Below are 24,518 nucleotides of genomic sequence, written 5' to 3'. Positions count from 1 at the left end.
GCCTTTCGCTTTGCGGGTGGGGCCTTTGCGCGCGCCTATGCCGCCACTGCTGTCCGAGGGCAAGCGGTGGCGGCATGGCGCTGTTCAAAATAATGTCGGCAGCCCAACCGTGCGAATGCTCAGGAGGATGGATCAGCCTTTGCGCCGGGCTTTGGGAGGATTGAAACTTTCAGCTCTTTCTTGCCGGTCAGATACTCTTTCGCGGCCGCCTGAAGCATTACCGGCGTAACCGCCTTCACCCGCTCCGTGATCGTGCGATACCGGTTCAGTCTGTCGGCACGCAGCTGCGCCTGGCTCAACACCTGCAGCCACCAGCCATTCTCGCGATGATTGAGCGCGATTTTCTCAAGCAACGGCCGCCTTGCGCGGTTGAGCGTGTCTGCGTCGATGGGCTTGTCGCGCAATCCCGCGGCAATCTTGTCGACCGCGGCGAACACCTCCTTCGCATCCTTCGGGGCCACGACGATCGAGGCCGCCATAGTCCCGAAGCCCTTGTATGTGTCGGAGGTGTTGGAGCTTGCATTGGGCGAATAGGTTGCCCCCAGACGCTCGCGTACCTCGTCGAGCAATTGCAGCTCCATGACCTGCGCCAACAGCGAGAGCGTGGCATCGCGCTGCGGGTTGCTGTCGTCGGTCGTCGGCCAGTAGACCTGCACCAGCGCCTGATCTGCCGCACCTTGATGGTGCAGGGTCACGGGAGCGGTGTCGCTGGTGTAGCTGGCCTGACGTGCAGCGGCGAAAGTCCCGAGCTGTGCTTCGCGAGCGGGCAGGGCGCCAAAGCTCTTCGCTACGGCGTCGATTACTTGCTGCTCGTCGATAGCACCTACGACAGAAATCTCGATCGGGGCATGGCCGAGTTGTTCGGAGAGCGCCTGCTTGACCTCGGGAATGGTCACCGCCTCGAGCGCAGCCTTGTCCGGCATCCCGAAACGCGGATCGCCATTGGCAACGATCTTCGGCACTTCGAACTGGGCGACCCCCTGCGGCGTGGCGCGAACCTGCGCGAGGAACGGTGGAACCAGCGCCTGCCAGCGGCTGAGCGCTTCGGGACGATAGCCGGGATCGGTAACGTAAGCGGTGCTGACGTCGAGCTGCAACGGCAGATCGGTCATCGTGGTGGTGCCGGCGATCTGGAACGCGTCGTCACCAACGCCGATGCCATATTTGATCTGCCGCCCGGCGAGGATCTGCTGGAGATCGTCGTAGCTGTGCTTTCCGGTTCCTTCGGCAGCGGACATCGCCCCGGTAAAGATCGCGACTGCGCTCTTGTCCTTGGGAATGGTCAGTTGCCCGGAACCCAGCCGGATCAGGTAACGCACCTTGCCCTGCTCGAAATCGGTCTTCTTGAGATTGAGCCGGACATTGTTGGCAAAGCGGATTTCGCGAAAACCGAGATCGGCGACCTGCTTGTCGCTCACAATCTTTCCGGGCGTGCCGAAATTGGTGTAGCCGAAGCTGGTTTCGACCGCCTCCTTCGGAGCACTGACCGGGGCTTGCGCGTCGGCCTCATAGGTCGCCAGAATTGCTGCATCGCCGCCTTCGACCGGGGTCTTGGTGGAAACATGCACCAGCGGGCCGGATCCGGCGAATTGCTTGCGCATCGCTGCATCGACTGCATCCGGGGTGATTGTTGGCAGCAGCTTTTGAAACAACTCATATTCGGTCTTCGGCGCGACGAAGATATCCTGATCCTGCACGGTATCGAGAATGCCGTCAGCGAGAGCCTGATTGCGTCGGGTGTCCTGCTGTTCCGCTCCGTTGCGAAACTTGGTCGCGAAATTGGCCAGCTGTTCCTTCAGCTCGCCCTTGGTCACGCCATATTGCAGCATTCGGTGCATCTCTTCGGCACCGGTTTTCAACGCATCCTTCCAGCTATCCGCGCCATCCTTGGCCTGAATCTTGATCGAGGCCTGCTTGGCGACGTCGAAGAAGTCGCTTGCGCTGGCGCCGCCGCCGATGATTGCCGAACCGGGTGCATTGGCGATCCTCTGGATGCGACGGTTGAAGATCGCAGTCCCGAGTTGGAGCAACAGGTCGTGCTGGAACTGGGCGATCGTCGCAGGCTCCTTCACATAGGGCTGGAATCGATCGATGCTCACAATCACTGGCACGCCGGGATCGACAAAATTGCGGGCTGCCGGCCCACGACTGAAATCGATGCTGCCCTTATCGGGCTTGACCAGCGCAGCAGCAGGCTCTTTCCAGCTTGCAAACTGTTCCTTGATCTTCGCTTCGACCGTGGCCGGGTCGATATCGCCGACGATCACCAGCGTCGCGTTATCGGGGCGGTAATATTCGCGATAAAGCTTCTTGATGACATCGGGCTTGAAGGTGTCGATGTTTTCGTCGGTGTTGGGCGCGAGCAGTTTTTGCGAATAGTTGGAATGCGGGACGATGAAGTCGAAGTAATCCTTGATCCGCCGCCGCGCAAAAGTGTTGCGGGTGCGGTTTTCGGACTGGATAACCCCGCGTTCGCGATTGATCGCATCGGGTGCGAGCGTCAGTTCGGAGGCGGTTTCGCGCATGATCATCAGCGCGGTACCAAGCAGCTTGGCATCGTTGCGCGGCAGGTCGAGCTGGTAAATGGTCTGCTCGAAACCGGTCGAGGCATTCGTGTCAGCACCGAAAGCCAGCCCGTCGCGCTCGAGCAATTTGACCAGCTCGCCTTCCGGAATATGCGCCGAGCCGTTGAACGCCATGTGTTCAAGGAAATGCGCGAGTCCCGCTTGCGCCGGAGTTTCGTCGATGAACCCGACATCAAAGCCCATCCGCACCGCCACCGTCCCCTTCGGGGTGGCGTTGTGCATGATCGCGTATTTCATCCCGTCAGGCAGGACGCCATAGCGAACATTCGCTTCGGCGGGGATATCGTAGACCGGAAACCCCCAGCCAGTCTTGCCGGTGGGCTGGGCAACACGACTTTGGTCATCCGATGTCGCTTGCGTGGGCGTTGCGGGCGCGTCTGCATGGGCAGTTGCTGCCGTCAGTCCAAGAGCAAAAAGGGAGGCTGCGCCAAAGAGGCGATATGAGTGTCTGGCGTTCATGTCCGACCTATTGATGTTGTGGGAAGAATTGCAAGGCGATGGTACCATGCATCGCCCACCGCACCAGCACAACCCTACAATGTCGGAAACGGGTCGGCGATCAGCTCTTTTTCGGTTTGGTGCCGCGCAGACGTCCGCGATGATGCGCCAAGTCGAGCACTTCGCCGGGACCGCTGTCGTTTTCGCTCAGCAAGCCGAGGCGGCGTGCGACTTCGCGATAGGCATCTTCCTCTCCGCCGAGGTCGCGGCGGAAGCGATCCTTGTCGAGCTTTTCGCCAGTGGTCATGTCCCACAGACGGCAGCCGTCTGGGCTGATTTCGTCGGCCAGGATCAGGCGCGAATAATCGCCATCCCACAGCCGCCCGAATTCGAGCTTGAAATCGACAAGGCGGATATTGATCGCCGAAAACATCCCGCACAGGAAATCATTGATGCGGATCGCCATGGAAGAAATGTCCTGCATTTCCTCGTGGCTGGCCCAGTTGAAGCAGGCGATTTCCTCTTCCGACACGAGCGGATCGCCGAGACCATCGTCCTTGTAGCAATATTCAAGCAGCGTATGCGGGAGCGTCTCGCCTTCGTCGATTCCAAGCCGCTTTGTGAGCGAACCGGCGGCGACATTGCGCACGATCACTTCCAGCGGCACGATCTCGACCTGCCGGATGAGCTGCTCGCGCATGTTCAGGCGGCGGATGAAATGTGTCGGAACGCCGATGTGCGAAAGGCGCGTGAAGACGAATTCGCTGATCCGGTTGTTGATCACGCCCTTGCCGTTAATCGTGCCGCGCTTCTGCGCGTTGAAGGCTGTGGCATCGTCCTTGAAATACTGGATCAGCGTGCCCGGTTCGGGGCCTTCGTAAAGGATCTTGGCCTTGCCTTCGTATATCTGGCGGCGACGCGACATTGGCGGCTTTCCTCGGATCGAATTCGGCTGCGCGGGCGCAGGCGTTTGAGAGTTTGCTCGCAGACGTCTGCGAAGGTGGCGCCTTTAGCTCGATCCGGCGGGCAAGGCAACGAATCCGGAATGGCTGGTCAGGAAGGGGTAGAAGGGGCAACGCATTCGGCATCGCTGCTTTTCAACCTTGCGATCAGCCGTCCGATGGTTGCACGCTGGATCAATACTGAAAACATAACGGCAGCGAAGGTCGCAGCGAGCAGCAGGTTGCGCGTATCGCCAACCGGCAACGACAGTGCCAGCGCGATCGAAATGCCGCCGCGCAAACCGCCCCACCACAGGATTCGACCGCTGCCCTGATCCGACAGGCGCGTGTGTGGTACAAGCTTGGTCGTGATAGTGACGGAAATTCCCCGCGCGACCAGCGTGGCTGGAATGGCGAGGAGGCCGATCAGCACTTGCGGCGCGCCGGGTGTCAACGCGATCAGTTCTAGGCCGATCAGAAGGAACAGCACCGAATTGAGTAACTCGTCGACCAGCTCCCAGAACTTGATGACATAGTCGCGGGTCAAGTCGCTCATCGCATGGGCGACGCCCTGGTTGCCGACGATGAGCCCGGCCACCGCCATCGCCAGCGGACCGGAGAAATGCAGCTGTGCAGCCAGCGCGTAACCGCCCATGACCACCGCCAGCGTGATCAGCACTTCCAGTGCATATTCGTCCATGCTTTTGAGCGCATAATAGCCGGTCCAGCCGATCGCGGCGCCCAGCAGTAATCCTCCGCCCGCCTCGAACGCAAACAGCCTTGCTCCTGATGCGAGAGAAAAGTCCGTGCCCGTCACCGCCGCGTCGAGCAGGATAACGAAAACGACGATCCCGACCCCGTCATTGAACAGGCTTTCGCCAGCGACTGCAGCCTGGAGGCCTTCGGGTACTTTTTCCTGCTTCAGCACACCAAGAACCGACACCGGATCGGTTGGGGAGATCAGTGCGCCGAACACGAAATACCATACCGGAGGTAAAGTGATTCCGATCAGTACCGCGCCGCCCCAGATGATGAAGCCGACTATCAGCGTAGAGATGATCACCCCGGCAGTCGACAGCAGGAGCACCGGAAGCCAATTGCGCTTGAGCGGGACCAGATCGACATGGAGTGCGCCTGCAAACAGCAGGAAGCTAAGCATGCCTTGCAACAGGGTGTCGGTGAAGTTCAACCGCTCGAGCAGCCCGGCGACCCAATAGCCCAGAGACACGCCGGGAATGAGCTTATCGGCAAGAACCAGCCCGATCGCCAACGCGGCGCCCATGACCGTCAGGCCGATGACATGCGGCAGGCGAAACAGCTTGTGGTTGATGGTGCCCAGCAGAGCGGAGGCAACGACCAGCAGCGCAGCCAGATCGAATGGCGATAGGGCATAGGGAGAGGCGGATGCGGCGTGCATGGCACAAGGCCATCGCATGTCCGTTGTAGCAGGGGAATAGCTAAACGCCCCTTTGCCAAGGCCAATTCGCCGGACACTTGGCCCGGTCGGACGCGTCCGATCAGTTTTTTTGGGAAACCTTGCGCGCTCAACCGTTAATCGTCGTATAATGGCTGCGCGTTGCGGAGTCGATATTTGATCCGCAACCGAAAGGCTTGAGGTGGGAAGGCAGAAATCATGGATGATCGGGATCTCGCAGTATCGCGAAGAGGTGTTCTTGCAGCTGGCGCGGCATCGGTCGCAGTGAGTCAGGTTCCCCTTTCCAGAGCGGGCGCGGCGGATTCGACGGCAAAGCCCGCGCAACAGGCGGTCAGGCTGTCGGTCAATGGCAAGGCCCATGATCTGACGCTGGATACGCGGACAACGTTGCTGGACACGCTGCGCGAACACCTCCAGCTGACCGGGACCAAGAAGGGTTGCGATCATGGTCAGTGCGGTGCCTGCACCGTCCTTGTGAATGGTCAGCGCATCAATTCATGCCTCAGCCTGGCAGTGATGCATCAGGGCGACGAGGTGACGACGGTCGAGGGCTTGGGAACGCCGGACAAACTGCATCCGATGCAGCACGCGTTTGTCGAGCATGATGCCTATCAATGCGGCTATTGCACGCCCGGGCAGATATGTTCGGCGGTGGCCGTGCTGGACGAAATTCGTAAAGGCGTTCCGAGCCATGTGACGAGCGATCTCACGGGCACGATGCAACCCACGAATATCGAAATGCGCGAGCGGATGAGCGGCAATATCTGTCGCTGCGGCGCCTATTCGAACATCGCCGAGGCGATGGCGCAAGTGGCGGAGGGCTGAGGACATGCGCAGTTTCACATACCAACGCGCCGAAAGTGCCTCGCAAGCCGCGGCAGCCGTGGCGGCGACCCCGGGCGCAAAATTCATCGCGGGCGGCACGAATTTGCTCGACCTGATGAAGCTTGAAATCGAGACGCCTACGCATCTTGTCGATGTGCAGGACACCGGCCTCGACCGAATCGAAGACACGCCGGAGGGCGGTCTGCGCATCGGCACGCTTGTGTCCAACACCGCGCTTTCCGCAGATCAGCGCGTCAGGCGCGATTATGCGGTGCTGACCCGTGCAATTCAGGCAGGTGCCAGCGGGCAATTGCGCAACAAGGCGACGACCGGGGGCAATCTGCTCCAGCGCACGCGTTGCCCCTATTTCTACGATCCCAACATGCCATGTAATAAGCGCAAGCCCGGCGATGGCTGCGCGGCGATGAAAGGCTATTCGCGCCAGCTTGGCGTTATTGGCACATCGGAGTCCTGCATCGCGACCTATCCCGGCGATATGGCGGTCGCGTTGCGATTGCTCGATGCGGTGGTCGAGACGGTCAAGGGCGACGGCACTGCGCGGAGTATCCCGATTGCCGATTTCCATCGGCTTTGGGGCGACCATCCCGAGCGCGAAACAGCGCTCGAACCGGGCGAGATGATCACCCATGTCGTGCTGCCCAAGCCGCTCGGCGGAAAGCACGTCTATCACAAGGTGCGCGACCGCGCGTCTTATGCCTTTGCGCTGGTTTCGGTCGCTGCGGTGATCCAGCCCGATGGCACCGGAAGGGTGGCTTTTGGCGGCATGGCGCCAAAACCGTGGCGTGTTGAGGAGGCCGAGGCTCTGTTGCCGCAAGGCGCATCTGCCGTGGTAAAGCGCGCCTTCGCCAATGCGAAGCCGCGTTCCGACAATCGTTTCAAGCTGGCCTTGGCCGAGCGCACGCTTGCGGGAATTCTGGCCGAGGCAAGGAGCTGAGCGATGGAATTCAACGGACCTTCTCAGGACGCAATTCTCACTGATCCGAAAGTGATCGGCAAATCGACCCGCCGGATCGATGGACCGCTCAAGACGACCGGAACCGCGCCTTACGCTTACGAGCGGCATGATGTCGTCCCGAACCAGGCCTACGGCTATGTCTTGGGTGCGGGCATCGCCAAGGGACGGATCACGGCGATGAACCTTGAGGACGCGCGTAAGGCACCGGGCGTGATCGCGATCGTTGCGGCGACCGAGCACGAGCCGGTTGGCTCCAGCGATTTCAACCATGCGCCATTGTTTGGTGGGCGGAAGATAGCGCATTATCATCAGGCGATTGCTTGCGTCGTGGCGGAGACCTTCGAAGAGGCAAGGGCTGCAGCGGCCATGATCCGGACCAGCTACGAGCCGGAAGATGGCACCTACGATCTGGCCAAGGTCGCGCCCAGTGCCGAGCTGGAAAAGGGCGGTTGGGGTGATGCGCGGAGCGATCGCGGCGACTTCGAAGCCACTTTCGGTGCTGCAGCGGAAAAACTGGACCAGCATTATACCACGCCTGACGAGAGCCACGCGATGATGGAGCCTATGGCGACCATTGCTGCTTGGGATGGTGACAGGCTGACGGTCTGGACTTCGAACCAGATGATCAACTGGGGCAAGGAATCGCTGGCCAGCATTCTGTCGATTCCCGAGGATAAAATACGCGTCGATTCGCCCTACATCGGGGGCGGTTTTGGCGGAAAACTGTTCGTTCGGGCCGACGCGGTGATGGCTGCACTTGCGGCGAAGGCCGCTAAACGCCCAGTGAAGGTCATGCTGCAGCGTCCGTTGATCTTCAACAATACGACACACCGTCCGGCGACGATCCAGCGGGTCCGCATCGGCACCGACAAACAAGGCCGCATTCAGGCCATTGCGCATGAATGCTGGTCTGGAAATATCACCGGGCAGGACGGTGAGAACGCCACTGCACAGACCAACCATATGTATGCCGGTGACGATCGGATGACGGCATCCTACGTCACGCAGCTCGACCTTCCCGAAGGCAATGCAATGCGGGCACCAGGCGAGGCACCGGGTCACATGGGTCTCGAAGTGGCGATCGACGAAATGGCGGAAAAGCTCGGGATGGACCCGATTGAATTCCGTATCCTCAACGAACCCAAGACAATGCCCGCGCATCCAGATCGTAAGTTCTCCGAACGTCATCTCGTGCGCTGTCTGCGCGAAGGCGGGGAACGGTTCGGCTGGTCCAAGCGACAGGCAAAACCGGCCAGCGTATCCGATGGGCGATGGCTGGTTGGGATGGGCGTTTCGGCAGGCTTTCGCGGGGCACCGACAACCAAATCTGCCGCACGCGTGGCGCTTGACGGGAATGGCGGGGCAAAAGTCACGACCGACATGACCGATATCGGCACAGGCAGTTACACGATCATTGCTCAGACAGCCGCCGAATGTCTTGGATTGCCGCTCGAGAAAGTTTCGGTGGTGCTGGGCGATTCCGCATTTCCCGTATCATCCGGCTCCGGCGGCCAATGGGGCGCGGCAAGTTCTACAGCAGGGGTCTATGCGGCCTGCATCGAACTGCACCGTTCCATAGCGCAAAAACTCGGCATCGACCCGCAGACCATCCGTTTCGAGGATGGTCGTGTAATCGGTGCAGGTAAGACTGTACCCCTGTCCGATCTCGGCCAGCTTGCCGCGACGGGCGAGATCGACTTTGGCGATTACAAGAAGGGTTATGACATCGGCACGTATGCCGGCCACTTCTGCGAGGTCGGAGTGGATCGCTATACTGGCGAGATTCGCATTCGTCGGATGTTGGCGGTGTGCGATGCAGGCCGGATTCTCAATCCACTGTCGGCGCGCAGTCAGGTTATCGGCGCGATGACGATGGCGGCAGGTGCAACACTGATGGAGGAGCTCGCTGTCGACAAGCGTTTCGGTTACTTCGTCAATCACGATCTGGCCAGTTACGAAGTGCCGGTTCATGCCGACATCCCGCACCAGGAGGTTGTATTCCTCGATACGCCCGACCCTTACAGCACGCCTTTGCAGGCAAAGGGCGTGGGCGAGTTGGGAATTTGCGGCCCCACGGCAGCCATCGCCAACGCGGTGTACAATGCCACGGGGATTCGTGTGCGCGAATATCCGATCACGCTCGACAAGATGATTGACCAACTTCCACAGGTTTGACGTCGCTATTTTGGTACAACTTTCCTGTTTTTCGGCAGGAGTCGTCGTTGCTTTCGGCTAGCGTCATAAAAGAGTCACGGAACACCTGTTGAGCCGGGGGCTACCCCGGGTCTAAGGAGCGCTTGGTCGTTCCAGGGAGAACACGTGTGAACAAGTTGATGATGGGCGCCTTGATGGGCGCGTTCCTGCTGGCGGGTTGCGGAGCGAAGACGACCGATAATGGCGCGGTTTCGGGAGCCAATGGCTCGTCGAGTGCGATCACGGGTGCAGGCTCGACCTTCGTTTATCCGGTGCTGTCGGCGTGGTCCGCCGATTATCTCAAGGCCAATGGGGTCAAGGTCAACTATCAGTCAATCGGCTCCGGGGGCGGCATCAGCCAGGTAAAGGCCGGGACGGTCAACTTCGGGGCGAGCGATAAGCCGCTTTCGCCAGATGAACTTGCCAGCGCGGGACTCGCGCAGTTTCCGATCATCATTGGCGGGGTGGTGCCCGTGGTACATATTCAGGGCATCAGCAAGGGGCAGCTCAAGCTGACCGGATCGTTGCTCGCGGATATTTATCTCGGCAAGCTTTTGAAGTGGAATGACCCGGCGATCGTGGCGCTCAATCCGGGCGTAAAGCTACCCGATGCAGCGATCACTGCGGTCCATCGCTCCGATGGATCGGGCACGACCTTCAATTTCACCCATTACCTCAGCCAGGTCAGTCCTGCATGGAAGGCCGGCCCTTCGGAAGGTACTTCGGTCAACTGGACGGGTGGCGTCGGCGGGAAGGGCAACGAGGGCGTTGCGGCTTACGTGGACCAGATTCCCAATTCGATCGGTTATGTCGAATACGCCTATGTGGTTCAGAACAATATGGCCTGGGCTTACCTTCGGAACGCAGCGGGTAATTTCGTTGCCCCCAGCGCAGCGAGTTTTCAGGCTGCCGCGGCGAGTGCCGATTGGACAAACGCAAAGGAATTCGACCTGGTGATGACCAATGCGCCGGGCGCGCAGGCATTCCCTATCACCGCCTCCACTTTCATCCTGATGCCGAAGAATCCGTCGAACAAGGCGGCTAGCGACGCTGCGCTGAAATTCTTCGACTGGGCGCTGGAGAATGGGAAGCCGCAGGCGGCCAAGCTCGATTACGTTCCGCTGCCCGATGCGCTGGTGAAGCAGATCGAGGACTACACCAAGGCCAATATCAAGTAATGGACACGACCGATCCCTCGAAGCCGCAAGCCGGGCCGAGCGGGGATCCCGATGTGACGGATCGGCGCGCCGACACCGAATTGGGAATCGCAGGCACGACCATGAGAACGCGGGGCGTTTGGCCCGAGCGCCTGTTCCACGCCTTCACGGGCGGTGCAGCGTGGTTCGTTCTGTTGATCCTGTTGGCGGTCACCTACTCCATGGCGTCGGGTGGGTGGCTGGCCTTCAAGACATTCGGCTTCGCATTCGTGACCAGCGACAAATGGGACGTGGTCAATGGCCAGTTCGGTGCGCTGGTGCCGATCTACGGAACACTGGTCACCTCGGCGATCGCGCTGATCATCGCGGTTCCGATCAGCATCGGTATCGCCTTGTTTCTCACTGAGATCGCTCCGGCATGGACCCGCCAGCCAATCGCGATGGCGATCGAGCTGCTCGCCGCCGTGCCCAGCATCATATACGGCATGTGGGGCCTGTTCATGTTCGCGCCGTTCATGGCGACGCATATCGAGCCATGGCTGAACGATCATCTGGGCAGCGTACCGATTATCGGCCCGCTGTTCACCGGTCCCCCGATTGGTATCGGGATGCTGACCGCAGGGATCGTGCTTGGGATCATGGTCATCCCGTTTATCGCTTCGGTTGCGCGAGATGTGTTCAACGCGGTTCCTGCATCGCTACGCGAATCGGCGGTTGCGCTCGGAGCAACGCGTTGGGAGCGTCTGTGCCACGTAACTCTCCCGCATACGCGCTCGGCCATCGTTGGTGCGATCTTCCTTGGGCTGGGTCGAGCACTGGGCGAAACGATGGCGGTGACATTCGTGCTCGGCAATGCGCATGATCTATCTGTATCCCTGCTGATGCCGAGCAATTCGATCGCCGCTGCAATCGCGAACGAATTCACAGAGGCCGACACTGCGCTTTATCGCAGCTCGCTCATCGCGCTGGCATTCATGCTGTTCGTGGTGACCTTCATCGTGCTCAGCATCGCGAAGCTGATGCTGGCCCGGGTGGAGCGTAACATGGGGCGGACTCACTAACATGAACTGGATCTATTTTCGCCGCCAGTTTATCGACCGCACCGCCTATGTTTGCGCCGCGCTGGCGACGCTGTTGGGCCTCGTGTTCCTGTTCTGGATTTTGTGGACCACCATTTCGAATGGCGTATCTGCAATTAGCCCCAAGCTGTTTACCGAGATGACGCCACCTCCGGGCGCGGAGGGAGGGCTGCTGAATGCCCTGTTCGGTAGTGGCGTGATGATTCTGATAGCGATAGTGGTAGGCACGCCGATTGGCCTGTGCGCGGGCGTTTATCTGGCCGAGCATGGCCGCCATACGCGACTGGCGAGCGCGGTGCGGTTCGTCAACGACATCCTGCTCAGCGCGCCCTCGATCGTGCTCGGCCTGTTCGTCTACGAGTTGGTAGTCGTTCCGATGAAGCATTTTTCAGGCCTTTCCGGCGGTCTGGCGCTGGGCCTCATTCTTATCCCGGTGGTCGTGCGGACTAGCGACGAGTCCTTGCGACTGGTGCCGGACCGGATGCGTGAAGCCGCCTTCGCTTTGGGCCTGCCCCGCTGGAAAGTCAGTATGCAAGTTCTGTTCAAAGCGGCCATGAGCGGTATTGTCACAGGTGCCCTGCTGGGCGTAGCACGCATCAGCGGAGAAACTGCGCCGCTGCTGTTCACGGCGCTCAACAATCAATTCTGGAGTTCGGACCTCAACGGACCGCTCGCGAACTTGCCTGTCGTTATCTTCCAATACGCCATGAGCCCCTATGACACCTGGCAATCGCTCGCCTGGGCGGGTGCTCTCATCCTCACCACATTCGTGCTCGTGCTCAATCTGGTGGTCCGTCTGTTTGCCAATCGCAGGGTATTCAAATGAAACCCCAGGACACGCCGATCAAAAATTCTCTTATCAGCACACCTGAACCGTCTGAGTCCAAGGTGCCGGCCGGGAAAAGCGTGAAGATCGATATTCGCGATCTGAACTTCTACTATGGCAAGAGCCAGGCACTGCATTCGGTCACGCTGCCGATCCCCGATTACGCGGTGACAGCGATTATCGGGCCGTCGGGGTGCGGCAAGTCGACGCTGCTGCGTACGATCAACCGCATCTATTCGCTCTATCCCGAACAGCGGGCCGAGGGCGAGATCCTGATCGACGGCAAGAATATCCTGCGCAAGGCGGACCTTGCCGATCTTCGCCGCCGGGTAGGGATGGTATTCCAGAAGCCCACGCCCTTCGCCAGTTCCATCCGTGCCAACGTGGCCTTCGCGCTGTCCTATTACGAAAAGCTCGCCAAGTGGGAGCAGGACGAACGGATCGAGCAAGCGCTGCGTCAGGCGGCCTTGTGGGACGAGGTGAAGGACAAGCTCAACCAGAGCGCCCTGTCGCTCTCTGGTGGCCAGCAGCAGCGACTGTGCATCGCGCGCACCATTGCGGTACGGCCAGAAGTGGTGCTGTTCGACGAACCGACCTCCGCGCTCGACCCGATCTCGACTGCGAGGATCGAGGAATTGCTGCATGAGCTGCGCGGCCAGTTCACCATCGTCATCGTGACGCACAACATGCAGCAGGCAGCGCGCGTCTCCGACAAGACCGCGTTCTTCCACATGGGCGAACTGATCGAATTCGACGATACCTCGCGGATATTCACCAATCCGTCGGTTGCGCGCACGCAGGACTACATCACCGGTCGTTACGGCTGAGTTTGTGAGAACTGCGCGCTAGCATCGCGACCAGACTTTGCACCATTCCAACACTGTGAAAAAATGGTGCCCAGGGGCGGGATCGAACCACCGACACTGCGATTTTCAGTCGCATGCTCTACCAACTGAGCTACCTGGGCCCTTGCACTCTGGCGGCGACCGAAGGCCGGCGAGCGACGGGAGGGCCGCCCTATGGCGAAGGCTCCGGCCTTTGGCAAGGGCCAATTCGGCCCGAGTGTCAGTCTTCCCCGCGATCGATCACTTCGCGAGCAATCTCCTCTGGATTTGCGGGCCGTCCCGGCACTGCATAGCCATCGCCGAACCAGCGCGAGAGATCGCGGTCGCGGCAGCGCGACGAGCAGAAGGGGGCGAATTCGTCCGAGCGCGAGCGCTTGCAGATCGGGCAGGGTTTGGAGGTGTCAGCCATCGACAACGAGCTGGGCATGGGGTGCGGTGAATGCAAGCCCGGTGTCCTCGCGCAGTCGGATTCGAAGGCCGCTGCGCCGTGCCAGTGCCTCGATGTCGTCAGGTCTCGCGAAAGACTTCAGCGCAGGCGCAATTGCCAGCTCGATAATTCCCGCACCGTTCAATCCCTCGGCACGACGCAGCAGCCTGTGCCACACCATTCGCCCACGTTGCCAAGATGCAAGCTGGAGCAGGGATGGGCGCTCGAGCCGGGCAACGATCTGGACGAGTCCGAAACCATTGATCGCAGTCCGCTCGTGCGGCCAGCCCACCAGTACTTGATCGAGAGCCTCGTCGAGCGCCTTGCGATCCGCCTTGTCCGCCAAAGTGGGGAAATCTACCGCGATGGACCCGCCGACGTCGAACCGATGAAGGGCATCGGCGAGAGCCGGGATGCCGACTGGCGTCATCATTCGAGGTGACAGCGCTCCGTCGATATCAATTGCGGTGAGCGCAGGGGTAGGGGCGAACAGCAAGCAGCCGCCTGCAAATTCGGTTCTCAGGTCAAGTGCCTCACCGATCAATTCATCCCAATCGCAAGCAGGAAAGCGCCGCACGATCCTGACATGATTGCCCCCGGATGCCAGCGTGTCAGCCAGCGAGGGCTGGTAAGGTTCGGCGTCCGTTGGGCGACCCTGCGCCAGTTTCAGCCGCCCGCGTTCGGCAATCGGTGCGCGGTGGATGACAATTCGCAATTGCGCACCTTCGGAGGCGGCTTTTGGCAGGCGGTCCACAAGGATCTCTTCCCCGGTTGAGGTTTGTGCCAAACCGCGCGGTCCCCCCGCGGTGCGTGATATCAGCTTGGCATCTATCACCGTGCCTGCACTCAGCGTGCCAAGCAGATGGATACGCGCATGGGTAATCCGCTCGCCAGCCAGCCGGATCGCGCGGTGTTCGCCGATCCCCTGCTCGACCAGCCACTCAGCCAAGCCGGAAGCCTGACGATTGCAACAGAATGCGGGTATCGTAGAGCGGAAGGCCGACGACGCCCGAATGGCTTCCCTGCATCCATTCGATCAAGCTCTCGGCCAGGCCCTGGATGGCATAACCACCGGCCTTGCCATGCCACTCGCCGCTGGCAATGTAATGCTCGATCTCTTCGGTGCTGAGCCGTTTGAAGCGCACGACACTTTCGCTCAGACGCTCGCGGAGCGTGCCGTCCGGCGCGCGCAGGGCGATGGCTGACAAGACGCGGTGCCGGCGCCCTGAAAGCAGCGTGAGGCATTTGCGTGCTGTGGCTTCGTCTTCGCCCTTGGGCATAATCCGGCGGCCAACGGCGACCACCGTGTCACCGGCCAGCACATAGCCGGTTTCGTCGACCGCGCAGGCCTTCTCGTGCGCCATCCGCCGGGCATACGCGCGCGGTAGTTCGTCCTTTTGGGGGGTCTCGTCGATCTCTGCCGGGACGATCGCTTTCGGTTCGATCCCGAGTCGCACAAGAAGATCGCGCCTGCGCGGGCTGGCCGAAGCGAGGATCAGAGCGGGCGCGTCCATCCGCGCGCCACCTTATTGCGGGCCGGGGCCGCCGCGCCCGGGCATGAAGCGATAGGTGATGCGCGCCTTGGTCAGATCGTAAGGCGTCAGCTCGCAGAGAACCTCGTCCCCCACCAGCACGCGAATGCGATTCTTGCGCATTTTGCCCGCCGTGTGGCCCAGCACCTCATGGCCATTTTCCAGCTCGACCCGGAACATAGCGTTCGGCAGCAATTCGACCACGCGCCCACGCATTTCGAGGAGCTCTTCCTTGGCCATATAATCCTTTTTTGCTTGCAACCGTGAATCTCAGGCGCGGCGCATAGCGGCAGTGAGGGCAAAAGGGAAGCCTGCGCGCCCGCAACGCGCGAATTCCGATCAAGCAGCCACGCCAGTCGACCAGCGACATTTTGTTACACGACCAAACCTTGTTCTTATGCGTTACATTGCGCAATGGATGCCGAACACCGGGTGGTGGGGCCTGAAATCATCTGGAGTTGCCGTTTTGCGTTTTGCCCCCGCCGTGTCCCTGATCGCTCTGATCATCGCCTCGCCATCGCTGGCCCAGACCGCTGAGCCAGCCGGAGCGGCTGCGCAGGCCGCTCCCGCTCCGACACCGACTGGCAACGATACGGTTGGGTCCGAAATTATCGTCACCGCGCCGAGGGCAATTCAGGGCGCGGTTCAAACATCCAGCGCTCCGGTTGTCGAGCTCGATGAGCAGCAGGTTCAGTCCTACGGCGCAAGTTCGATCCAGGATCTCATCAGCCAGCTTGCGCCGGAAATCGGATCGGGCCGTGGGCGGGGCGGGCGTCCCGTGTTCCTCGTCAACGGTCAGCGGATTTCCAATTTCCGCGAGATTTTTCGCTATCCTCCCGAAGCGATCAAACGACTGGAGATCCTGCCGGAGGAAGTGGCGCTGAAATACGGCTTCCCGCCGGACCAGCGGGTCATCAATTTCATCCTGAAGGATAATTTCCGCAGCTTGTCTGCCGAGGTTGATTATGGTCGCGCCACGCAGGGTGGAGGGGCCAAGAGCGAGTTGCAGGCGTCGCAACTCGCGATCAATGGCAAGTCGCGACTGAATGCCAGCATCGACTATAAGCACACCAGCCCGATCACCGAGGCCGAGCGCGATGTCGTTCAGACACCGGGCAGCGTCCCGACCCTCGCCAGCGATCCCAACCCAGCCGATTTCCGCTCACTGGCTGCGAAGGACTCCACGCTGGAAGTCGATTTCACCAGCACCAACGGGCTCGGCAAGGATGGTGCGGACGGGCAGTTCACGATCAACACGCAGGTGATCCACGAGGATACACTGAACCTGTCGGGACTCGACCTCGTGACCCTGACGTCACCTGATAGTAGCAGCGCGAGGCGGGCGATCGATGCGAAACCGCTGACCCGGCAAACGCTGACCGATACATATTCGCTTGGCAGCACCTTCAACAAGAATCTTGGTGGATATCAGTTCACCACGACGCTCGATTCCAGCTACACATCGACCGATAGCCGAATTGACCGGTCACGCACGCTGGACGATCCGGCGGTCCAGGCATTGGTCGACGCTGCACAGGCCGGAACCTTGGCAATCAACGGCGATCTGCCAAATGTGCCGCGTCTCGGCTTCGACCGTGCGCAGAACCGTGCCTATGACGTTGCGCTCAAGTCGACGCTCATTGGCAACCCTTTTGAGCTTCCCGCCGGAGAGGCCGATGTCACGCTCAATGCGGGCTATGACTGGAGTCGCAACGAAAGCACCGACACGCGGCGTCTGGCTGGCGACAACGCATTGATCCGCGGCGACCTGAGCGCGGGCGCGAATATCGGCATCCCCATCGCCAGTCGCAGGAACGACGTCCTGTCGGCAATCGGCGATCTGACCTTCAACCTGTCGGGCGGATTCGATTACTTGTCGGACTTTGGCACGCTCGGCAACTGGACCGGTGGGCTGGTATGGAAGCCGTCGAAAAGCCTTACCCTTCAGGGAGCGTATATCGAGCGCGAAACCGCGCCGGGCCTGTCGCAACTGGGCGGCCCAAGTCTCATAAGTTACAATGTCCCCGTCTATGATTTCCGTACCGGGCAGACGGTGTTGGTGACCCAGACCAGTGGCGGCAATCCCAATCTCCTTCCCGAGCACCAGCGCGATTTCAAGCTGTCGGCGAATTACGATCTGCCGTTCCTCGACCGGGCCAATATTCTCGTCGAGTACTACCACAACCGTTCGAACAACGTGACGGCATCCTTCCCGCTGTTGACCCCGGCGATCGAGGCGGCATTCCCCGACCGGGTGACGCGCGATACCAACGGGCAATTGCTGGCAATCGATGCGCGCCCCGTCACCTTTGCCGAAACACGCAGTGACCGAATCCGCTATGGCTTCAACCTCTTCGGCAAGGTCGGCAAGCCTTCGCCAGAAGAGCAATCGGGCGGCGGACGGGGCAGGTTCGGGCGGTTGATGTCTGCCGCGCGGCCCGCTGGCGAAAGCAATGGACAGCAACAATCGGGAAGTCGCCCCGGTTTCGATCCACAGCGCTTTGCGCAGTTGCGTGAGCAATTCTGTGCTACTCCGACAGGGCAGGTTCCAGACCTGTCCGCGCTCCCGCAGCAGATGCAGGACCGGTTGAAGGGCGCCGACGGCAAACCCGATCCAGCCAAGATCGCCGCGATGCGCACGCGGTTCTGCAGCGCGGATGCCGCACAGCGGTTTGATCCCGAGAGATTTGCGGCATTGCGCAAAGTGCTGTGTCAGGATCCGGGCAAGAAACCTGACCTGTCCACCCTCCCGCCAGGCCTTCAGGCGCGGTTGAAAGGGCCGGATGGCAAGGTCGATCCGGCAAAGCTCAAGCAGCTGGAAAGCAGGATTTGTGCTGCCCCCGGCCAAGGCAACTCCGGTTCCGGAGAGCAGCAACAAGCTGCCCGTGGTTCGGATAATGGCAGCCGGTCGTCGGGTGGGCGCGGCAACCGGGGTTTCAGTCGGGGCAATGGACAGGGGCGGTGGAGCCTGTCGTTCTACCACACCATCAATCTCGACAATTCGATCCTCGTCGCGCCCGGCGGTCCTACGCTCGACCTGATGAATGGTGACGCCACCGGATCGTCCGGAGGCGTCGCGCGGCAGCAGTTCGAACTCGATGCGGGGCTATTCTACAAAGGCATCGGGACGAGGATCAGTGGTAACTACTCAACCGGCACGACAGTTCAGGCATCAGGTGTTCCGGGTTCAAGCGATCTCCACTTCGGAGGTCTGGCGACATTCAATCTTCGGTTGTTCGTCGCGCTCGACCAGCAGAAATGGTTGGTCGGGGACAATCCCGGGTTCCTCAACCATGCTCGGCTATCCTTGCACGTTAACAACATCTTCGATGCCTACCAGAAGGTGACCGATGCCAATGGCGTGGTGCCGATCAGCTACCAGCCCGCACTGCTCGACCCATATGGCCGCTTCGTGAAGATCGAATTCCGCAAGCTGTTCTGAGCGGGGGTCATTCCTGTTCGACCAGAACCGGTTCCGGCTCCTGCCTGGCTGCAAAGAAGTAGAGCAGCGTGCCACAGGCAAAAATCGCGGCGAATGCTTTCCACGCCTCAGCCTCAGCGAAACTCGAAACCCATAGCGATCCGGCAAATGCCGCGATCGCCATGGCCGAATGGAACGGGCGGAGCGTACCGTCACGCAGTTCCAGCACCGGCAGAGCGGCGGAGCAGATAAGGTAGGTCACAAGCCGGACCAGCGTGCCGGCAACGGCCAGCACGGCGAAGCCTTCCCAAAGACCGAAAGCGATGGCAGCCAGCCCTGTGAACAGGATTGCATAATCGGGTGTCCCGAAGCGTGGCGAGACGTGGGTGAACCAGCGTGGCAGCATCCGTCTTTCGCCCATGCCGAAGGCAAGGCGTGGCAGGGTGGTGTTGCCCGAGAACGTATTGGCCGCCGTGCTGAACACGGCCGCGATTACCAGAGCGATTCCGCCGATATGGCCCATTGCCGCGCGCCCCGCGTCCACCAAGGCATTGTCCGACGCGCCGCCAGTCAGCTGCGGCATCATCGCGACGTAGGCCCATATCACCGCCATGTAGAGCAGGGTCACTGCGCTGACCATCGTCACCAGTGCGAGCGGGATAACGCGCTTGGGATTGCGTACCTCTCCTGCCGCTTCGGCAACGCTCTCGAAGCCGATAAATGCATAATAGGTGAGCAGGATGACGTTCTCGCCAAGGTTGAATTTCGGCACCGCAAAGGCCGCTTCCGGGTTGCCCGCAAACAGGGCAGCCACCACCAGCGCGCCGAGGGGCAGCAACTTGATCGCGGTCATCACGCCCAGCGTACCGGCGGCAAAGCGTAGGCCCACCAGATTGATCACCATAAACAGGATAAGCGAGAGGATGGTGGCGATTTCCTGCGCAGCGGGATTGTTGAGCGCAGGCATCAGCGCGGTGGCATAGGCGACCATGACTTGTGTATTGGCCGCTGCCGTGACGATGTTGGACGCATAGCGACCCCATCCCGCCTGGAACCCGACGAAACGCCCGAACGCCGCCTCCCCATAGAGAACCGGCCCGCCACTGTGGGAGAATCGCGTGGCAAGCCAGGCGTAGACCAGCGCGATCGGCATGAAGAGAATTCCGCCCAGCAGCATCAGCCACGGTGCAAATCCGCCCACCGCTGCGGCGAGCAAGGCCGGAACGGCAAAGATGCCCGCACCGACCATCCCGTTAACCGGGTAGAGCGCCGCTCCCCAGAAGCCGATCGTTCGGGCAGGTGCCGCTGGCTTATCCATTGCTGCTTGATCGATTGTTCGCGCTCCCCAGACAAGCCTCTGGGAAAGTCTTATCAACTTGTCTGGAAATTGAAGAATGTTTTCCGCAGCGGTGAATCCTGTGGCGTGAATAGGAAATCAACCTGAACCAGATGTCCCTGAATCCGCGTATGTCCGGAAATATCGAGGGGAACGAAGCCGTTGTCCTGCATAAAGGCCAGCACCTCCAGCATGGTCGGCGCACCTTGGTTGTATGCCATAACCGCAGTCTCTAGCTGGACGAGACCAGAGCGTTGCAGCGTTTTGCGGCCACCCTTGAGAATTTCTATTTCGGCTCCCTGGGAATCGATTTTGAGAAACAGATTCTCGCCTGGAAAATCATCCGCGACATCGTCGAGCATCGAGAGGGTAAAATGCTTTGCTTGCCGGGGGGCATCGCTGTTTTCTTCCAGATACGAAGAGCCTGTGCCCATTTCGTAAAACGTAACCGCTTTGCCTGATTCAGCGCCGAGCAAGCACGGCGCGAGCCGGGTGCGGGGAAGCTCGCGGCATACTGCCTGGAGCTTCTCCTGCCGGATTTCTTGCGGTTCGACCATCAGGCTGGCAGCGGCAGGAAAAACCTCTCGCGTCGAACGGGTCCATCCCCCTTCATAGGCACCGATGTCGATAATGCCGTCGGGTCGAAAGCCGCGCTCGGCGAGCCTATGGTAGGCCGTCGCTTCTTCGTCGTGCTGTGAAGGCTTTTCCAGCAACCTTTTGAGCAATCCCGTTAAATGCATCTCACCCCCAGCTCAAAAATCAACTCAATCAAGGTATACCGCCATTTGTCCTGGAGGAAAATCCTGTCCCGCGATCCCGACCGAAACAGGACATTTGCAATCCTCCTCGACTGCCCTAGCTATCTCGGCATGTCCGATACCAAGGCAGGCACTCCTCACGACCCCCGCGGTCAGGAACGTTTCCTCGAAGAACGCGCAACCTATACCGTCGCCAGCGCCCAGCCTGACCTCGAAGCGGGAGTGGCGGCAATCCGCGACACGGTGAAGACACTCAAGCCCAAGCCGGGCGTTTACCGGATGCTCGATGCGCGTGGCGATGTGCTCTATGTCGGCAAGGCGCGCAGCCTGAAGGCGCGGGTGGCGAATTACACGCAGGTCAACGCGCTCTCCAACCGGCTTCAGCGGATGGTCAGCCAGACCAGGCGGATGGAGATCATCACCACCAATTCCGAAGCTGAGGCGTTGCTGCTCGAAGCGCAGCTGATCAAGCGCTATCGCCCGCCGTTCAACGTGTTGCTGCGCGACGACAAGAGCTTTCCCTTCATCCTTCTGCGTTCGGACCACGCGTTCCCACGGATCATGAAGCATCGCGGCGCGCGGCGGGCCAAGGGCGATTACTATGGTCCCTTCGCCAGTGCGGGCAGCGTCAACACCACGATCAACGCTTTGCAGAAACTGTTTCTGCTGCGCAGCTGCACCGACAGTTTTTTCTCGCGTCGCGACCGGCCCTGTCTGCTCTATCAGATCAAGCGCTGTTCGGCTCCGTGCGTCGGGCGTATCGACGAGGCTGGCTATCGCGAACTGGTTGGCGAGGCGAAAGATTTCCTCTCGGGCAAGTCATCCGCGGTTCAGGCCAAGATAGAGCAGCAGATGGCCGAGGCTGCGGGAAACCTCGATTTCGAGACTGCGGCGATATTGCGCGACCGGCTACGCGCGGCGACTTTCATTCAAGGGAGCCAGGCCATCAACGCCAGCGGCGTGGGCGATGCCGATGTCTTCGCGCTGGCGTCGAAGGGCGGGCAGGTGGGCATCCAGGCGTTCTTCGTTCGCGGCGGGCAGAACTGGGGCCACCGCGCCTTCTTTCCCAGTCACACGCAGGATGTCGAAGAGCCGCAGGTGCTCGCCGATGTGCTGCTGCAATTCTACGAGGAAGTCCCGCCGCCGCGCCTGATCCTCGTCGATCGCGAGCTGGAGGAACAGGCGCTGGTGCAGGAAGCCTTGTGTGAAGCCTCGGGCCATCGGGTGGAAATCTCGGTCCCGCAGCGCGGCGACCGGCGGCGGTTGATGGAGCAGGCGAGCCGAAACGCGGTCGAGGCGCTCGAGCGGCGGCTGGCAGAGAGCGGCACCAAGGCAAAAATCCTGCGCGAACTGGCCGACTTCTTCGAGCTGGGCGAGGTGCCGCAGCGGATCGAGGTGTACGACAACTCGCATATCCAGGGCGCCAAGGCGGTTGGCGCAATGGTCGTGGCCAGCCCCGAGGGGTTCGAGAAGGGTCAGTATCGCAAGTTCAACATCCGCGAGGCGCAGACCAACGACGATTTCGCGATGATGCGCGAGGTGATGAAACGGCGGTTTGCGCGCGCGCTGGAGGAAGATCCGGAGCACGAGAAACAGGGCGTGTGGCCCGATCTCGTGCTGATCGACGGGGGCAAGGGGCAGATGTCGTCGGTGCGGGACACGCTAGAGGAGCTCGGCATCGAGGATGTGCCGCTGATCGCCATCGCCAAGGGGCCGCATCACGGGCGCGAGGGGCGCGAAGTGTTTCACTTTGCAGATGGACGCGAGAAAACGCTGCCGGTCAATTCACCGCTGCTGTTCTACCTCCAGACGCTGCGCGACGAGGTTCACCGCTTCGCGATCGGTGCGCACCGCGCCAAGCGTAGTCGCGCCATCACCGCCTCTCCGCTCGACGAGATACCCGGCATCGGCCCGGCGAGGAAGCGCGCCCTGCTGCTGCATTTCGGCACAGCGGGCAAGGTGCGCGCGGCCGCGCTCGACGATCTGAAACGTGTGCCCGGCATCAGCGATGCAGTGGCCCAGCAGATCTACGATTTCTACCACGCAGGCGGGTGAGGGCGCTGCCTATTCCCGCTTCAGATCGAGGTCGTGGAAGTCGTAGCTGAAATCGGTGATGTCGCTGATCGCTTTCATCTTGATGCCGACTGCCTTGCCGTCCTTGACCTCGAAAGTGACGAAGGCGTCGGCCTTGATCGTCCGGTTGGGCCAGATCGCCGCAAAGGTATCGCCATTGAACGGCGTCAACGGCCCATCAAGCAGCTGCGACCGGCTCATGTCGATGTACAGACCCTTGCCCCGCTTGCTGATAGTCACCGTGCCATACCAGGGATCGCGATAGGTGCCGGTATATGCGTCGATCGGGAGACTGGGCTTGGTCGCATCCTTGGGCGGACTGATCGCCTTGTCTACCGCCGCGCGGGCCTCAGTATTCTCCTTGTCATAGGCGGCGATGGCCTTGCCGATGAGGTCGGGCGCGTTGCTGCCCTCGACGAGGTCGGCGGCGATCTGGCGGGTCCATGCGCTGGGCGTGCTGAGATAATCGTTCGACGAGGCGAAGATGACGATCTTTTTCTGCGGCAGGATGATGAAATTGCTCGTCACCCCCGGCGCACCGCCAGAATGGCTGACGACGGGCGTACCGTCGAGCTGCGAGAGCTGCCAGCCCAGCGCATACATCTGCAAATTCGTCGCCCCGCCGCTTGCCGGGATGATCCCGCTGCCGGTCGGCGTAACGCCGCGCCACAGCATGTTCTTCTGCTTTTCGGAAATCAGCCGCTTGCCGTCGGCGGTCACACCGTCATCGAGCCAGAACTGGCCCCATTTCATCATGTCGTCGGCAGTGCACCAGATGCCGCCAGCCGAATTCCACGTCTTGGAAAAGGCCATGCGTGGATCGATCGGCGTGCCATGCGTGTCGCCCGCCGCACGCTCGTGCCCGCTGACATAGGATTGGCCCGGACGGATCAGTGACTTGTCGGCGGCGCAATCGTTCATCCCCACCGGCTTCAGGATCCGATTGGTGATGAAATCGGTCCAGCTTTGGCCCGATGCGCGTTCCAGGATTTGCCCTGCGACAATGTAGAGGAGATTGTCATACGCGTATCCATCGCGAAAGCCGGTGGTGGGACGCAGATATTTGAGCGCGTGGATCACGTCTTCGGGTGTGGCATTGCCATCCGGCCAGATGGTGAGATCGCCCGCGCCGAGCGGCAGGCCGGAGCGGTGCGTCAGTGCGTCCTTCACGGTGAAATGCTCGCTGACCCACGGATCGTACATCGCGAATTCGGGGATGTATTTGCGGACCGGATCGTCCCACGACAGCTTGCCTTCGTCGACCAGCATGGCCAGCGCGGTTGTTGTGAACGCCTTGGTGATGCTGGCGATCGGGAACAGCGTTTTCTGCGTTACCTTGCCCGGCTTGCCGTATTCGAGCAGACCGTGCGCGCCGGAATAGACGATTTTCCCGTCGATCGCGACTGCGCCGGTAAAGCCGGTTGCGTCCACACCCTTCATGATCCGCAGCGCTTCGGCATCATAATCGGGAGTTGCCACCTGCGTCTGAGCGGCGGCGGGAACCGGTTGGGCCTGTGCGGAAAGGGGACCCGGCATGGCAAGCGCCAGAGCCAGCGTTGAGATAGTAAGCAGGCGTATACGCAAGATATTGCCCCGGACAGTTTTCGGTGTCCGGGGGCTTAGGGCATGTGTTTGCGCACGCCAAGCATCAGAAGCGGGTTCGTAGCCGAA

19 protein-coding genes and 1 tRNA gene are annotated in these 24,518 nt (G+C 60.8%); 9 read left to right on the top strand and 11 right to left on the bottom strand.

The window, feature by feature from the left end; all coding sequences use genetic code 11:
- Positions 1-119: 119 nt before the first annotated feature.
- From GRI58_RS00425 to GRI58_RS00415, 3 genes are all read right to left on the bottom strand, one after another.
- Positions 120-3,044: a M16 family metallopeptidase gene (locus GRI58_RS00425; RefSeq protein ID WP_160751590.1), complete on the bottom strand. Its 2,925-nt coding sequence runs from the start codon at positions 3,042-3,044 to the stop codon at positions 120-122.
- A 100-nt stretch (positions 3,045-3,144) separates the two neighbouring features.
- A complete protein-coding gene (gene purC, locus GRI58_RS00420; RefSeq protein ID WP_160751589.1) occupies positions 3,145-3,948 on the bottom strand; it encodes a phosphoribosylaminoimidazolesuccinocarboxamide synthase in 804 nt (267 codons plus the stop codon).
- 128 nt (positions 3,949-4,076) lie between these two features.
- Positions 4,077-5,381: a cation:proton antiporter gene (locus GRI58_RS00415; RefSeq protein ID WP_160751588.1), complete on the bottom strand. Its 1,305-nt coding sequence runs from the start codon at positions 5,379-5,381 to the stop codon at positions 4,077-4,079.
- A gap of 213 nt (positions 5,382-5,594) precedes the next feature.
- On the opposite strand from GRI58_RS00415, the gene paoA reads away from it, so the two are divergent.
- The 7 genes from paoA to pstB all read left to right on the top strand — a co-directional run bounded on the left by paoA (position 5,595) and on the right by pstB (position 13,282).
- Positions 5,595-6,224, top strand: coding sequence for an aldehyde dehydrogenase iron-sulfur subunit PaoA (gene paoA / locus GRI58_RS00410; protein ID WP_419957013.1), 630 nt, complete (start codon positions 5,595-5,597; stop codon positions 6,222-6,224).
- A 4-nt stretch (positions 6,225-6,228) separates the two neighbouring features.
- On the top strand, positions 6,229-7,179 hold the full coding sequence (locus GRI58_RS00405; protein WP_160751586.1) for an FAD binding domain-containing protein: 951 nt from the start codon (positions 6,229-6,231) through the stop codon (positions 7,177-7,179).
- 3 nt (positions 7,180-7,182) lie between these two features.
- Entirely contained in the window at positions 7,183-9,375 is a 2,193-nt protein-coding gene (paoC, locus tag GRI58_RS00400; protein WP_160751585.1) for an aldehyde oxidoreductase molybdenum-binding subunit PaoC, read from the top strand.
- Between the two features lie 146 nt (positions 9,376-9,521).
- On the top strand, positions 9,522-10,571 hold the full coding sequence (pstS, locus tag GRI58_RS00395; protein WP_202386721.1) for a phosphate ABC transporter substrate-binding protein PstS: 1,050 nt from the start codon (positions 9,522-9,524) through the stop codon (positions 10,569-10,571).
- The gene (pstC, locus tag GRI58_RS00390) at positions 10,571-11,611 is read left to right on the top strand and encodes a phosphate ABC transporter permease subunit PstC (RefSeq protein WP_202386720.1); all 1,041 of its coding nucleotides are present in this window, start codon (positions 10,571-10,573) and stop codon (positions 11,609-11,611) included. Before pstS ends, pstC begins: the two co-directional genes overlap by 1 nt.
- Position 11,612: 1 nt before the next feature.
- Positions 11,613-12,455, top strand: a complete 843-nt coding sequence (gene pstA / locus GRI58_RS00385; RefSeq protein ID WP_160751584.1) for a phosphate ABC transporter permease PstA — start codon at positions 11,613-11,615, stop codon at positions 12,453-12,455.
- 80 nt (positions 12,456-12,535) lie between these two features.
- A complete protein-coding gene (gene pstB / locus GRI58_RS00380) occupies positions 12,536-13,282 on the top strand; it encodes a phosphate ABC transporter ATP-binding protein PstB (RefSeq protein WP_419957006.1) in 747 nt (248 codons plus the stop codon).
- A gap of 64 nt (positions 13,283-13,346) precedes the next feature.
- Here pstB and GRI58_RS00375 read toward each other — a convergent pair.
- The 5 genes from GRI58_RS00375 to infA form a co-directional block, all read right to left on the bottom strand.
- Positions 13,347-13,422 (bottom strand) — tRNA-Phe (locus GRI58_RS00375).
- A gap of 98 nt (positions 13,423-13,520) precedes the next feature.
- Entirely contained in the window at positions 13,521-13,709 is a 189-nt protein-coding gene (gene yacG, locus GRI58_RS00370) for a DNA gyrase inhibitor YacG (protein WP_160751582.1), read from the bottom strand.
- Positions 13,702-14,676 carry a ribonuclease gene (locus tag GRI58_RS00365; RefSeq protein ID WP_160751581.1) on the bottom strand — a complete coding sequence of 325 codons (975 nt, stop codon included), beginning with the start codon at positions 14,674-14,676 and terminating at the stop codon, positions 13,702-13,704. The genes yacG and GRI58_RS00365 overlap by 8 nt, the downstream gene beginning before the upstream one ends.
- Entirely contained in the window at positions 14,669-15,241 is a 573-nt protein-coding gene (locus tag GRI58_RS00360; RefSeq protein ID WP_160751580.1) for a Maf family protein, read from the bottom strand. Before GRI58_RS00360 ends, GRI58_RS00365 begins: the two co-directional genes overlap by 8 nt.
- Positions 15,242-15,253: 12 nt before the next feature.
- Positions 15,254-15,499, bottom strand: coding sequence for a translation initiation factor IF-1 (gene infA, locus GRI58_RS00355; RefSeq protein ID WP_007163491.1), 246 nt, complete (start codon positions 15,497-15,499; stop codon positions 15,254-15,256).
- A 244-nt stretch (positions 15,500-15,743) separates the two neighbouring features.
- Between infA and GRI58_RS00350 the strand changes: the two genes are divergently transcribed.
- Positions 15,744-18,701 (top strand): TonB-dependent receptor, encoded by a 2,958-nt coding sequence (locus GRI58_RS00350; RefSeq protein ID WP_337190853.1) that lies wholly within the window; start codon positions 15,744-15,746, stop codon positions 18,699-18,701.
- Between the two features lie 7 nt (positions 18,702-18,708).
- On the opposite strand, the gene GRI58_RS00345 is transcribed toward GRI58_RS00350, so the two are convergent.
- Positions 18,709-19,998, bottom strand: coding sequence for an APC family permease (locus tag GRI58_RS00345; protein WP_160751579.1), 1,290 nt, complete (start codon positions 19,996-19,998; stop codon positions 18,709-18,711).
- Between the two features lie 53 nt (positions 19,999-20,051).
- Positions 20,052-20,756 carry an FkbM family methyltransferase gene (locus GRI58_RS00340; RefSeq protein ID WP_160751578.1) on the bottom strand — a complete coding sequence of 235 codons (705 nt, stop codon included), beginning with the start codon at positions 20,754-20,756 and terminating at the stop codon, positions 20,052-20,054.
- Positions 20,757-20,885: 129 nt separating this feature from the next.
- Here GRI58_RS00340 and uvrC point away from each other — a divergent pair, with 129 nt between their 5' ends.
- Entirely contained in the window at positions 20,886-22,829 is a 1,944-nt protein-coding gene (uvrC, locus tag GRI58_RS00335; RefSeq protein WP_160751577.1) for an excinuclease ABC subunit UvrC, read from the top strand.
- Between the two features lie 9 nt (positions 22,830-22,838).
- Here uvrC and GRI58_RS00330 read toward each other — a convergent pair whose 3' ends face one another.
- The gene (locus tag GRI58_RS00330) at positions 22,839-24,431 is read right to left on the bottom strand and encodes a serine hydrolase (protein WP_160751576.1); all 1,593 of its coding nucleotides are present in this window, start codon (positions 24,429-24,431) and stop codon (positions 22,839-22,841) included.
- Positions 24,432-24,518 lie beyond the last annotated feature (87 nt).

The sequence above is a fragment of the Qipengyuania algicida genome, assembly GCF_009828025.1.
Lineage (GTDB): Bacteria > Pseudomonadota > Alphaproteobacteria > Sphingomonadales > Sphingomonadaceae > Qipengyuania > Qipengyuania algicida.
Note: the sequence above shows the minus strand (reverse complement) of the source record. Positions and strands in the feature narration are given on the sequence as shown.

What these genes read in the sequence shown, in the direction of transcription:
- GRI58_RS00425 (WP_160751590.1), bottom strand. Translation starts at nt 3,044, where the DNA reads ATGAACGCCAGACACTCATATCGCCTCTTTGGCGCAGCCTCCCTTTTT.
- purC (WP_160751589.1), bottom strand. Translation starts at nt 3,948, where the DNA reads ATGTCGCGTCGCCGCCAGATATACGAAGGCAAGGCCAAGATCCTTTAC.
- GRI58_RS00415 (WP_160751588.1), bottom strand. Translation starts at nt 5,381, where the DNA reads ATGCACGCCGCATCCGCCTCTCCCTATGCCCTATCGCCATTCGATCTG.
- GRI58_RS00405 (WP_160751586.1), top strand. Translation starts at nt 6,229, where the DNA reads ATGCGCAGTTTCACATACCAACGCGCCGAAAGTGCCTCGCAAGCCGCG.
- paoC (WP_160751585.1), top strand. Translation starts at nt 7,183, where the DNA reads ATGGAATTCAACGGACCTTCTCAGGACGCAATTCTCACTGATCCGAAA.
- pstC (WP_202386720.1), top strand. Translation starts at nt 10,571, where the DNA reads ATGGACACGACCGATCCCTCGAAGCCGCAAGCCGGGCCGAGCGGGGAT.
- pstA (WP_160751584.1), top strand. Translation starts at nt 11,613, where the DNA reads ATGAACTGGATCTATTTTCGCCGCCAGTTTATCGACCGCACCGCCTAT.
- yacG (WP_160751582.1), bottom strand. Translation starts at nt 13,709, where the DNA reads ATGGCTGACACCTCCAAACCCTGCCCGATCTGCAAGCGCTCGCGCTCG.
- GRI58_RS00360 (WP_160751580.1), bottom strand. Translation starts at nt 15,241, where the DNA reads ATGGACGCGCCCGCTCTGATCCTCGCTTCGGCCAGCCCGCGCAGGCGC.
- infA (WP_007163491.1), bottom strand. Translation starts at nt 15,499, where the DNA reads ATGGCCAAGGAAGAGCTCCTCGAAATGCGTGGGCGCGTGGTCGAATTG.
- GRI58_RS00345 (WP_160751579.1), bottom strand. Translation starts at nt 19,998, where the DNA reads ATGGATAAGCCAGCGGCACCTGCCCGAACGATCGGCTTCTGGGGAGCG.
- GRI58_RS00340 (WP_160751578.1), bottom strand. Translation starts at nt 20,756, where the DNA reads ATGCATTTAACGGGATTGCTCAAAAGGTTGCTGGAAAAGCCTTCACAG.
- uvrC (WP_160751577.1), top strand. Translation starts at nt 20,886, where the DNA reads ATGTCCGATACCAAGGCAGGCACTCCTCACGACCCCCGCGGTCAGGAA.